Raw genomic sequence first — 13,118 nt, 5'->3', positions numbered from 1 at the left:
ATGGCCGAGCCAAACAAAGCAGCGGTAAGCCCGATTCTGGAGGGAAAGCTTGATAAACGGAGAAAGCTGCTCGGATTCATGTGGAAATACAGGGCGCTGTACTTCATATCGCTGCCGGGACTGCTGTTCTTCGGATTGTTCAAATATGTTCCGTTAATGGGCTCCGTGATCGCATTCCAGAACTACAATTTGTTTAAGGGCGTAACGGGAAGTCCCTGGGTGGGCCTTGAGCACTTTGGGCGAATGTTCCAGCACTATGATTTTCTGAAAATTCTGCGCAATACGCTTCTGCTGGGTACATATGACATTCTGTTTGCTTTTACGGCCCCCATCGTCCTGGCTTTATTGCTGAATGAGGTTCGCCAGGTCGTCTACAAAAAAATTGTCCAGACGATATTCTATGCGCCGCATTTTCTGTCATGGGTTATTGTAAGCGGTATCTTTGTGGGCATCCTGTCCCCGTCATCGGGGATCGTGAACGTGGTGCTCGGGTGGTTCGGCTTCGAACCGATCTATTTCCTCGGCGAAGATTCCTACATTCGAACGGTATTGGTGGGCTCCGGATTATGGAGAGATGTCGGCTGGGGAACCATCATCTATCTGGCGGCGCTCGCGGGCATCAATCCGGATCTTTACGAAGCCTCCGAAATCGACGGAGCGGGGAGATGGCGCCAGACCCTCAGCATTACGCTGCCAGCACTGCTTCCCGTGATAACAATCCTGTTCCTGCTCAAGATCGGGGATTTCATGGATTACGGGTTTGAACGCGTATTCGTGTTTCAGAACCCGCTTAACATCCAGTCCAGCGAAATTTTGGACACGTACATTTACAAAGCCGGCTTGCAGCAGCTTCAGTACAGTTATGCCACCGCCATCGGGGTGTTCAAGTCCGTTGTCGGCTTGTTCCTGATCACCATTGCAAACACCATCAGCAAGAAAGCGACCGGCGAGTCGCTGTATTAGAGGGGAGTGACCACCAACGTGAAATACGACAGTGCAGGCAGAAAAATGTTTCTTGTATTGAACTATATCATCCTTACCTTTCTTGCACTCACCATGCTGCTCCCTTTTCTCAATGTCATTGCCCAGTCGTTCAGCAGCCCTGGCGCTATCGATCGCGGAGAAGTGATGTTCTGGCCGGTGGAATTTACCTTTGCATACTACAAGCATGTATTCAACGATGTTTCCATCTGGAGGGCATTCGGGATCAGCGTCTATATTACGATATTCGGAACCTTCATCAATCTGGCAGCAACCGCTTCGCTGGCGTACCCGCTCTCCAGGCCCGAATACGTCGGCAGAAAAACCATCATGATAATCATCCTGTTGACCATGATTTTTACGGCACCGCTCATCCCCCAATTCATACTGATGCGCGAGCTGAATCTCGTCAACACGCTGTGGTCCTTGATGCTGCCATCGGCGATCAGCGCATTCAACCTGTTTGTGCTTCGCACGTTCTTCACCCAAATTCCGGGCGAACTGATCGATTCGTCCCGAATCGACGGATGCAGCGAGGTCCGTACCCTGTGGAGCATCGTGCTTCCGTTATCCAAGCCGGCGCTGGCGACGGTAGGGATATTCTATTCCGTTACGAATTGGAACAAATATATGGATGCCCTTTACTATATCAATGACCGCAGTAAGTATCCGCTCCAGGTCAAATTGAGGGAGCTTCTGGTGAACGAGGGCCTGACCGATACGGGCAACATGGCGTTCGAAGCAAGCTCCCAGTCCGTGCAGGGCATTCAGATGGCGGTTATTCTGGTAGCCACGCTGCCCATCATTCTCTTGTATCCGTTTCTGCAGCGCTTCTTCATTCACGGGATGATGATCGGGTCGATCAAAGAATAACCCTAAAAAAACGACAAACCGAGCCAAAGACATTCCTTGTTCCCGCCCAGACGGCTCTCTATACTGATATTAAGTTTGAAAGCGCTATTATAAGCGACTATATTAGCTTGAAAAGAGGGGTATTCATGAGAAAAAGCTGGACACGTGCGCTTACGTCAGGTCTTGTACTGGCCATGCTCGTCGGCTGTGCGGGCAATAATGGCGGAGGCGGAGGAGCCAACGCCGGGGGCGACGGCCAAGGCGGGAATGAAGCGGGAGCCACGAAATTTTCCATTTCGATGCGGACGCTTAACGTTTCCTACGTTGAGAAGAATCCGGATATCAACCAGGATAAGTACGTGCTGGAGCTAGAGAAAATGACGAATACGGACCTCGAAATCCGTCTCATTCCGCATAACGAATATCAGGATAAAATGGTGCAGATGTTCGCAACGAACGACATACCGGATGTGGTGCAGGGAACTGGCGGAATCAGCGGTCCCGAGCTGGCGGGTGCCGTGGAGAACGGAGTCTTTCTTCCGCTCAACGACCTGCTGCAGGAGCATGGGCAGGACCTGCTCAAGTTTATCCCCGAGGAAGCCTGGAAGCGGATGACGGATTCCAAGACGGGCAATATTTACGGGATTCCCGAAATCTTGTCCAATCCGTCCAGACGGGCGACATGGATTCGGACCGACCTGCTGGAAAAGGTAGGGAAGGAGATCCCGACGACGGTGGAAGAAACGATGGATGTTCTGCGCGCGTTCAAGGAAGCCGGGGTGGAGCAGCCTTATGCGGGACGTCAGAATTTCAAATATGCCGATACCTTCTTCGGGGCGTATGACGTGCTGGGTTATCTGAACCAATTCAAGGTGTTCCCGGACGGGCAAGTAAAGCCAACCTTCTTTGACGAAGAAAATATGAAGCAGGCAATTCAGATCTATAAGACGATGCATGAGGAAGGATTGATCAGCAAGGAATTCGCGACCATTGAAAGCGCGGATTTCAAATCCATCGTCACGAGCGGCAAAGCCGGCATGTGGTCTATGAATGCCAACGAACTTCCGATCTGGGGAACCCAGCTGAAGGAGAATGTGCCGGACGCGAAAGTGGCGCTGATTCCTTCGCCTGTAGGACCTGACGGTAAAGGGGGATATGCCCATTATAATCCGGTCACGCGTTCATTCTTCATCAACGCGAAGGCGAAGGATAAAGCGGAGGATATCGTGAAGTTCTTCAACTGGATGGTCAGTGAGGACGCGGAATTGTTCTTCAGCTTCGGCATCGAGGGCGAGGATTATCAGGTAACCGACGGAAAGCCGGTCTTCGAGGTACCGACGGACGCAGCAGGCGCGGATAAGATGCGTTATTTGAACTACTGGCTGTGGCTGGTGCAGGACACAACGTACAACAAACGCGTATCCGAATTGTCCGATTCCGGCAAAGAGCTGATTGATGCTTTTGATAACATGTTATCGAATGAGGGCCGCCGCGGAATCGAATTCGACCCGAGACTGGAGGCGATGGTGAAATATCCGGAGCTGAATCCGAAGTCGGATGAACTGCCTCCGCTGATTCTGGAGCATGTGCTTCGCATGGTATACGGCAGGGAGCCGATCGATAACTACGGCAAGGTGCTCGAGGAGTATCTGTCCAAGGGCGGTAAAGAGATTATTGAGGAAACAACGAAACGATATAACGAAAAAGAAAACGCTTTCGAATAAGCGGGGCATGTTTTAGTATAGTGTTGAAGAATGACTCCTCTGCTTGTCTAAGCAGAGGAGTATCTTGCTAAAGCTAAACTACTCTCGCTGTTTTGAAAGGGGAATGGGTGATGTACCGCATTCTGGTCGTTGATGATGAACCTATGATAAGAATGGGCTTGGCGAAACTGATCACGCAGACAGATCCGGCCATGATTCAAGCGGAAACGGCCGGAAACGGCATGGAAGCGTTGGAAGCGATCCAGACGGCACGACCGGACTTCATATTTACGGATATCAAGATGCCCAGGATGGACGGCCTGGAGTTAAGCAAGCAGTTATATGAAGCATACGGCGATATCACGGTCGTTGTCATCTCCGGATACGGCGATTTCGAATACGCCCAGAAATGTATGTCGTATGGGGTTAAGGAATACCTGCTCAAGCCCGTGACCAAATCGGTGGTACATAACACCATGAACAAATTGATGGCGGATCGAAAGTCCATGCAGGAGAAGCAGCGGTTCTATTTTCCGCTTTCCAAGCTGGAGGATTGGCTGGAGCAGCTGGAGCTGGCCGTATGGCATTTGCAAATGAACGATATCCAGATGAAGCTGCAGGAAATCGAGGATTATTGCAATGAGCGCCGGTTCGAATCGATCCAGCTTCAGGAGCTGCTGGATGAGCTGTACGCGAAGTTGATCAAGCAGTTAAACGGCAGGGACGTATATTCGTTCGAACGCATGACGGGAATATCGGGGCCTGCGCCCGGAGGGAACCATCATTATTTCGAGAGATTTCGTCTGGCCGTGAATCAGACGGTGAAGCTCATACGCGAGAAGCGAAAAGGGAATGCGAAGGAGCCTGTAGAGGAAGCGAAAGCCTATATCGAGCGCAACTTGTCCCGCGATCTCTCGCTGGATGAGGTGGCCGACATGCTTGGACTCAACCCGTCCTATTTCAGCCAGCTGTTCAAGCAGATGACGGACGAGACCTTTGTCCATTACCGGATCAAGAAACGAATGGAGAAGGCGAAGAAGCTCCTTGCCATTCCGCATTATAAAATTACGGACATTTCGTTCGAAGTGGGGTATGCGGATCATCCCCATTTTACCAAAACCTTTAAGAAGGTCACCGGTTACACCCCTTCCGAATACCGGGAGATGCTGGGGATCGAATGATGCGGAAGAGCCTGTCCCGTCAAATCTTCCTGTACTTCTTCATCGTCGTGATGTTCTCGCTTACCACGGTCGGCGTCTTCTTCTACATGAAATCATCCGAAGCGATTGACGAGCAGGTCGAGAAGTATATGACCACCGTCATCACGAACGCCGCAAGGCAAACGGATAATCAGCTGAAAATGTTCGAGCGGATCAGCAATACGATTTTGCTGCAGGATTCGGTGAAACGATTCTTGGATATGGATCCCAGCGACAGCTATGAGCATTACCGGTTCACCCATCTCATCCGAAAGGATGTTTTTCAGAAAATCTTCATTCAATACCCTACGCAGACCCATTTGATGTACATCCTGGGGTTCCATGGCCGGTCGATTTTCGATCAGAACCAGAATTTCTCCGCCATGTCGATCGATCCTTCGGACCGTCTTCGTGAATTGACGGAGAAGACGCCGGGGAACGGGGAGATCGTCATCTTGAAGACCAGCCTGCTGGAACAGGATCGCGACAACGTCATTACGGTTGCCCGCAAAATCCGGGGAATGAATTCCTACGACGTTAAAGGCGTGCTTGCGGTAGAGTTCAATGAAGATCAGCTGTCGGGTTTATGGAATGGCGTCGACCTTGGGGAGCAGGGCTTCTTTTTCATCCTGGACCGCGAAGGCGAGGTCGTTTATGCCCCAGAGCACGTGGATATGGAGGGAATCACGACCACGGACCTGCCGAAGCGCATTATCGCCAAGGGCGATCATCGCTTCATCGAACCGGTATTAGGCGAGAAAGCGATGATCATCTCGCGCCAGTCCGAATATTCGGGCTGGAGCCTCGTCATTATGATGCCGCTGGATGAGCTTCGGGCGCCGATTTCGGGCATTCGCTCCACCACCATTATCGTAGGCTTTGTCACCTTGTTCATTGCGCTCGTTCTGGCATACAGATTCGGGAAATCGATCGTGAATCCGATCCGCAATTTGAAGAACGGGATGAGGCAGACGGAGAAAGGGAACTGGACGCACATCACCGACGTGAAACCGCGCGAGGATGAAATCGGGGGATTGATCCACAGCTACAATCTCATGGTCAGCCGGTTGTCCGACATGATCGAGCAGGTATACGACACGGAGCTCCACAATCAGAAGACGCAGCTGGAGCTGCAGGACATACAGCTGGAGCGCCAGCGGGCCGAGTTTCAGGCGCTTCAATTGCAGATCAATCCGCATTTTTTGTACAACACGCTGGAAACGATCAACTGTTACGCGATCGTTCAGGATTCGGACGAAATTTCGGACATGGTGGAGGCCATGGCTTTCATGCTTCGATATTCCATTCAGACCAATCTGGAGGAAATCACGATTGCCAACGAGCTGAACCATGTGCGGCATTACATGATGATCTTGAAGCATCGGATCGGGCGCGATTTTGAGATCGAGGTGGCAACGCCGCCCGAGCTCCTGTTGGAGAAAATGGTCAGGCTCTCCCTGCAGCCGATTGTGGAGAATATTTTCCAGCATGCCTTTCCGGAAGGAATCGAGGCGTGGCATTACATTCGGATTGATACGAGAGTCGACGGAGACAATTTGCTGGTCATGGTCGAGGACAACGGGGCAGGCATTGCGGACCATAAGCTTCATAAACTGCGCAAAAGGCTCGAGGAAAACCGCTTGGTCGATGATGAAGAGGGGAAACGCGCCCGGCGCAGAGGCGGCATCGGCATCGTGAACGTCCATCGGCGAATTCAGATGGTTTACGGCGAAACGTACGGGATAACGGTTCATAGTTCGCCGAGTCAAGGCACAAGCATCGTCATGACGATGCCGCGAATGGAAAGAATGCGTGAGCAAGAAAACAGGCTGAAACAGCTGCAAACCTAATCAGGAGGGATCAACATGCAAATAAATCTATCGGGTAACGTCGCTTTAGTCACAGGATCTAGCGGAGGAATCGGTCGGGCGGTTGCCATCATGCTGGCCAGAAGCGGAGCCAAGGTAGCGCTGAATTATTTGAACAGCAAGGAGGCTGCCGAAGAGGCCGTTGCCGAGATCAGAGATTTTGGGGGCGAAGCCCACGCTTTTCGCGCAGACGTTGCGCAAGCCGAACAGGCGGAGGCGCTTGTGGCGGAAGTGGAAAAGGCATTTGGCGGGCCGGTAACGATTCTGGTTAACAATGCGGGGCATTTGGTCCAGCGGCTGGCAAATGCGGAAATGACCGAGGAGCTCTACGCCAAGATCATGGACGTCAATATGAAAAGCACGGTATTCGTGAGCAAAGCGGTCATTTCGGGGATGAAAGCGGCCGGTCAAGGGCGCATCGTGAACATGACCTCCGTTGCGGCGCACAACGGCGGCGGACCGGGCGCTAGCATATATGCGGCGAGCAAGGCTGCCGTCCTGAGCTTTACCAAAGGCTTGGCGAAGGAGCTTGCTTCAAGCGGAATCCATGTGAATGCCGTGTCCCCCGGCTTTATCGGGCAAACGGCGTTTCACGCGACCTTTACCCCGGATGATGCGCGCAAAGCCACCATTCAGGGCATTCCGCTAGGGCGAGAGGGCACGCCGGACGATGTCGCCGGCTCCGTGCTGTTCCTAGTCTCGGAGCTGTCTTCTTATATAACGGGTGAGACGATCGAAATCAACGGCGGCATGTTCATGCGATGAGGGATTGGATGAAGGTGAAGTCGAAGCTGAACTCGTACGCGTGGAGCGTGCAAACGATCGATATCCTGAAGGCCGAGCTGGACCAAGTGATCGACCGGAAGCTGGATGTTCCCCTCGAGCCCGGCGGCTGGTGGCACCAATTCGTTTGTCCCGAACATCACACGGAGCTGGTGTTTGATCCTCTGGAAGCCGACGGCAGCACGTTTCGCTGTCCGCATGGGTGCGAATGGGAAGGAGAACCGTATCGGGGAGCATGGCTGGTATTCAAGCATCAGGCCATGGCACGATATGCTCTGCAATCCGCAGCAGTCTATGCCGGCACGGGGGAGGAGATTTACGCCGATCTTGGAAAAAGGCTGATCGTTCGGTATGCGGAGCAATTTCCGCTGTATCCTGTCCACCCGGATGCGCAGCCATGGATGCTGAAAGGGAGAGCATTCCATCAGGCTTTAACCGAAGCCATCTGGGCAACGACGCTTCTTCGTGGATATCTGCTTCTGCGGGATGAGGGCGTATGGTTTGATGAGGTGGCCCTTCGGAAGATTGACCGGTTCCTGCACATGCTGGAGAGCAGCATGACGGAATATCATCATATTTTGTCCCGGGAACGCGGAAATCCTGAGAACAATTATACCGCTTGGCTGATCGCCGCTTTGTTCTGCATCTATGCGGTGCAAGGCGAAACGAAAAAGCTGAAGCAGCTGGTTGAGCAGGAAGGCGGGCTCCGCCATCATCTCACCCTTGCCGTCAAGCCCGATCAGCTTGAATTTGAAGGCAGCATTTACTATCACGTATTCGTGCTCCGTGCTTACCTGATTGCTGCGGAAATGGGGAGCAGGGTTGGTGAAGAGCTTTTTTCCCTGAGAGGGGAGCAAGGCCAATGCATGCAGGGAATGTTATCGGTCCTGGTCCGATTGTCAGACCCAAACGGCTTCCTGCCTGCACTTCACGATGGTCCTTATCGCAGGGCTCCATACGCGCGAGAAATTGCGGAAGTTGCGGAGATCGGCTTATCCATATATGGGGATAAGAGCTATCGACGATTGCTTGGCCATGCCTATCGGGAACTGAACGGAGCAGCCGGCAGAATCGGCATGCTGGAGGCACTGCTGTACGGTACGGGATCATGGGATGGCCGAAACGGAAGGGCAGCTCCCGGCAAGGGGAACTCCCACATGTTGAAATCGGGAGAGATATGGGAAACGGGTGATGTTATCGAAGTACAGGTCACGCGTGAGGTCCCAAGACCGGGAGACGCTATGCAAGCAGATCGTGATCCGACAGCTCATGAAGCGGGGGGGATCGCAGGCGTTACCTTGAACCATGCGGACGGCGATGCTCCTTATTCCTTTGTTCTTCCTCAAAGCGGGTTCGCCCTGTTAAGGACGAACCATCCCCAAGGCCTTCAAGCTTTGATTGATTTTGGCCCTCATGGCGGATCGCATGGTCACTTTGATAAATTGAATTTGATGATTCATGCCGGGGATCAACCTCTTTCGCCAGATCGAGGAACGGTACCTTATGGATCGGTTCTAAAGAAGGAATGGTACCCTCAGACTGCCTGCCACAACACCGTATCCGTAGGCGGCCGCTCGCAGAATCCGGCCGAAGGCAAATGCATGCGGTATGAATCCGCTCCAAACCGTTCCTATATTTGGGTTCGGACCGATGAGGCCTACGATCATGGCATTCTGGACCGGCATTTGATCATGGCGGAAGATTGGCTGCTGGATTGGTTCGAAGTTGAATTGGAAGAACCGGCCGCCGTGGATTGGTGGTTTCATTACGTCGGCACGGGGCAGCTTCACGAAAGTTCGGATGAGGTTCAGATCAGCGGGTCGGCGGAACCTGGAAACGAGGACGGACACGCATACGTAAAAGAGCGCTCCTCTAATGTATGGTCCAGAGACGGTATGCAGGTGGACCTTCATATCGCTAACGAGTCAGGAGCGGTTGCGGTAGCATCCTTTGCCACCTTTGAAGGAATGGTATGTTCACGAGTGGAATCACCTGGGCTTGCTGACGATCCCAGCCGTCCCATGGAAGGAATCCAGCTTCACCGAATGGATTCGAAAGCCCGCTTCATCGTCGTCTATCGTGCCGGCAATGAGCCGATATCCTTGGGATGGACGCATGCTGCGGACGGGGATTGGCTCCATTTGTCCGATGGAAGAACGGCAAGAAGCTATACAATGACCAACAACGGGTTGAAGGAGAGGGAGCTCGATGAAAACCTTGTTTGAACCGAAAAGCGGATTATTGTCCGTGCCGTATCAACCGGACGAAGGGAGTAAGCTGCTCGAGAATCCTCCCCGTTTCACCTGGATGCCGGGACAGCTTGAGGACGACCGTTATATGCTGCAGATCTCGACTTCACCCTCGTATGAAACGGGGGCCACGACGACGATATCGCCGATTTCCTATAACTTATACACTCCGGATCGACCGCTGGAGCCCGGTACTTATTATTGGCGTTATGCCTTGCTGACCGGGGAGCAAGAGGAGACTACCGCGGACTTGGAGCATACCCGTTCATCTTGGAGCCAATCCCGAATGTTTCATGTCCCGGAGGGGCTGCCCGAAACTCCCCTGCCTGGCAGAGCGGAAAGGTACGAACGCACGTATACCGGTCATCCGCGGTTATGGTTGGACGAAAAGGGGATTGAGGCGTTCCGGGAAGGTCTCCGCAAGGATGAAGATTACTGCGGCTGGCAGGCCTTTTACGAGAAATCGGTCCTCCCATGGGTGAATAAGCCGTTAATCCTGGAACCGGAGCGTTATCCGGGCAACAAGCGCGTCGCGAAGCTGTGGAGACAAATGTACATGGATTGCCAAGAAACGCTCTATGCCATCCGGCATTTAAGCGTGGCAGGGGTTATATTGCGGGATGATGCTTTGATAGCCAAAGCGAAAACGTGGCTGCTCCACGCGGCCCGTTGGGATACGGAGGGAACAACGTCCCGAGATTACAACGATGAAGCCGCTTTCCGCATGGTCGGGGCGCTTGCCTGGGGGTACGATTGGCTTCACGATTACCTCGGCACTGAGGAGATTGATCTCGTCAGGGGCGCTTTGCTGCGCCGTACCGAGCAGGTGGCCTTCCATGTGATGGAGCGCTCGAAGATCCATCATGTCCCTTACGACAGCCATGCGGTTCGTTCGTTATCCTCGGTTCTGGTCCCGGCCTGCATCGCCATGCTTCATGAAGAAGCGAGCGCGCGGGTATGGCTGGATTACACGCTGGAATACTACGCCTGCCTCTACTCCCCATGGGGCGGAGAGGACGGGGGCTGGGCAGAAGGGCCGCTCTATTGGACAACCGGCATGGCATTCGTGATCGATGCGCTCAATCTCATCCGCAATTACGTAGCGATCGATTTTTATAAACGTCCTTTTTTCGGGCGCACCGGCGATTTTCCGCTATACTGCAGCAGTCCGGATACGATTCGGGCCAGCTTCGGCGACCAGTCCTACCTCGGAGAACCTGTCAGCCTGAAGACGGCTTTCAATATTCGCCAGTTTGCAGGCATTACGGGAAACGGGCTGTATCAATGGTATTTCGAACAAGTGGCCAAATCGGATACGGATGCCGACTCCAAATTTTATAATTACGGCTGGTGGGATTTCCGGTTTGACGATATGCTGTATCGGCATGACTATCCTCAGGTGGAAGCCGTTCCTCCATCGGATACCGTACCCTTTGCCTTATCGGACGCTTCAGAACCCAATGAAGGGGCTATTCAATCCGTCAAATGGTTCCGCGATATTGACTGGGTGGCGATGCATCACCGGATGGATGATCCGGATGAGCACATCATGCTGCTGGCGAAGAGCAGCCGATACGGCTCGATGAGCCACAGCCACGGTGACCAGAACGGGTTCCTGCTGCACGCATACGGCGAGCCTCTGGCAATCGAGAGCGGGTACTATATCGCCTTCGGCAGCACGATGCATATGAACTGGCGGAGGCAGACGCGTTCCACGAATAATATTCTTATTGATGGCCATGGTCAGTATGCGGGAAAAGACAAGGTTCTCTGCATCGAGGCCAGCGGCAGGGTGGAGCACGTCGACGCTGCATCAGGCTTCGGGTACACCCGCATGAACGCAACGCAGGCCTATCGGGAGAACGTGCCCTACCTGGAGCGTTATGTGCGCGAAATCTATTTCTTCGACGAATCTTATGTTGTGATCGTGGATACGGTGGAGCTTGCCAAGCCAGCCAGCATCGAGTGGCTGTTCCATACCTTGAACCCGATGAAGCTGTCGGGGCAGACGTTTCGGGTAATGGGCAGCAAAGCGGAGATGGAAGGGCGATTCGTGTACTGCTCCTCAGGCGATCTATCGCTGAATCAGCATAATCAATTCACCGGCGTCGATCCGGAAGAGATCGAAGGGCTGGATAACCAGTGGCATCTGCATGCGGAGACGAAGTCAGCTTCAAGCCATCGCATCGCGACTCTCCTGGTGCCGATGAAGGTGGATGAGAGCAAATACGTCTCGTATTTTCTGGACGATCAGGACCATGGGGTTCATATCTATTTCACGAACGAAGACGGGAACACCAGGAAAGTGGAGGTGCCCAAGGCGTATTAAGCGGGGTAGCGCCGATGCGATAACGAATGCCAAAAGACTCAACATACAGCAGCCTTTGCTGGAGTTGAGTCTTTTATTATTTAGGATGCATGGTGCCAATTTATCATCGAGCAGGGGAGCAGCTTGAAATACAGCCAAGGAATCAGGATCAACTCGCAGCTTTATATCATTCTTGCCTGGGAAGGCGTCATGCCCTTGTACTGTTTATACAGCTTGGTAAAATAATTCGGGTTGCTGCAGCCGACGATGCCGGCAATTTCCGTGATGGTCAACCTCCGTTCGCGAAGCAGCCGCTCCGCTTCATTCATCCGGGTCAGGTTGACGTAATCCACGAAGGTGCGGCCCGTTAAACGCTTGAACATTTTGCAAAAATGAAACGGATTCAAACCGACTTCCGCAGCGGCGGCCTCCACAGGCAATTTCTCGCCGATGTTGTTCTCGATATGCTGTATCAGCTTTTTATAACGCTCCCGATTGGCAAAATAAGGCTCGTTCGTTTTCTCCGCGAGCTGTGCGGGCATGAATGTGCGCGCCAACAGAACGAACAGGGTGTACAGCTTCGACTTGGCAATAAGCTCATAAGCCGGACGGCGGACGGCAAGCTCTTCAATGACTTCATCCAGCAGCGGATAGCATTCTGAGCCAGCCGGGTCACTCTCCGCTGGCTTGACGGGGAAACGCAGCCGGCCTTCCATATATGGAGCGACATAACGCGCGTGTACCGGATCATGAAGCGAATCGTTAAACAGGGATGCATTCACAACGACGCAATCAAACCGTACATCGCCATCCTCGAGGGCATAACCCACATGCAGGCTGCCGCCCGGGATGATGATGAACTCTCCAGCCTTAACGACATAAGGGGTAGTATCAATATGGAAGACGGCGTGACCTTGGCGCATGCATAGGATCTCAAAGTGCTCATGCCAGTGGAGATAGAGGATGCAATCCTTCGTTTTGGCACCGGGACAGCGGTTATGAAATACCTGTACGGGATACGCCTTATCGCCAAGCCTGGTATTCTCATGAAGCTCTCTAGGATAGGACATACGAAATCACCTCGAACCGCAAGATAAGAGTGGTATTGCACAAGGTTGTATAGAGATATAGTTGTGTATCGCCATTATAATGAAGTTGCTTCATCTACATTAAGC

At 52.9% G+C, this 13,118-nt stretch carries 9 protein-coding genes; 8 read left to right on the top strand and 1 reads right to left on the bottom strand.

Translation table 11 applies throughout. The features are described from left to right. The 8 genes from M1D70_RS18015 to M1D70_RS17980 all read left to right on the top strand — a co-directional run bounded on the left by M1D70_RS18015 (position 1) and on the right by M1D70_RS17980 (position 11,964). Complete coding sequence (locus M1D70_RS18015; RefSeq protein ID WP_009590947.1) at positions 1–963, top strand: ABC transporter permease; 963 nt, start codon at positions 1–3, stop codon at positions 961–963. A gap of 18 nt (positions 964–981) precedes the next feature. Then, positions 982–1,854: a carbohydrate ABC transporter permease gene (locus M1D70_RS18010; RefSeq protein ID WP_036660892.1), complete on the top strand. Its 873-nt coding sequence runs from the start codon at positions 982–984 to the stop codon at positions 1,852–1,854. A gap of 125 nt (positions 1,855–1,979) precedes the next feature. Further along, entirely contained in the window at positions 1,980–3,557 is a 1,578-nt protein-coding gene (locus M1D70_RS18005; RefSeq protein ID WP_456287550.1) for an extracellular solute-binding protein, read from the top strand. A 110-nt stretch (positions 3,558–3,667) separates the two neighbouring features. Beyond that, a complete protein-coding gene (locus M1D70_RS18000) occupies positions 3,668–4,717 on the top strand; it encodes a response regulator transcription factor (protein ID WP_456287549.1) in 1,050 nt (349 codons plus the stop codon). Then, entirely contained in the window at positions 4,714–6,585 is a 1,872-nt protein-coding gene (locus tag M1D70_RS17995) for a cache domain-containing sensor histidine kinase (RefSeq protein WP_456287548.1), read from the top strand. Before M1D70_RS18000 ends, M1D70_RS17995 begins: the two co-directional genes overlap by 4 nt. Positions 6,586–6,600: 15 nt before the next feature. Next, complete coding sequence (locus M1D70_RS17990; protein ID WP_009590936.1) at positions 6,601–7,368, top strand: SDR family NAD(P)-dependent oxidoreductase; 768 nt, start codon at positions 6,601–6,603, stop codon at positions 7,366–7,368. Continuing rightward, positions 7,365–9,611: a heparinase II/III domain-containing protein gene (locus M1D70_RS17985; RefSeq protein WP_456287547.1), complete on the top strand. Its 2,247-nt coding sequence runs from the start codon at positions 7,365–7,367 to the stop codon at positions 9,609–9,611. The genes M1D70_RS17990 and M1D70_RS17985 overlap by 4 nt, the downstream gene beginning before the upstream one ends. Beyond that, positions 9,595–11,964 carry a DUF4962 domain-containing protein gene (locus tag M1D70_RS17980; protein ID WP_456287546.1) on the top strand — a complete coding sequence of 790 codons (2,370 nt, stop codon included), beginning with the start codon at positions 9,595–9,597 and terminating at the stop codon, positions 11,962–11,964. Before M1D70_RS17985 ends, M1D70_RS17980 begins: the two co-directional genes overlap by 17 nt. A gap of 161 nt (positions 11,965–12,125) precedes the next feature. On the opposite strand, the gene M1D70_RS17975 is transcribed toward M1D70_RS17980, so the two are convergent. Then, positions 12,126–13,013, bottom strand: coding sequence for an AraC family transcriptional regulator (locus tag M1D70_RS17975; protein WP_456287545.1), 888 nt, complete (start codon positions 13,011–13,013; stop codon positions 12,126–12,128). Positions 13,014–13,118: the final 105 nt, after the last annotated feature.

Source organism: Paenibacillus sp. AK002, from assembly GCF_053903045.1.
Note: the sequence above shows the minus strand (reverse complement) of the source record. Positions and strands in the feature narration are given on the sequence as shown.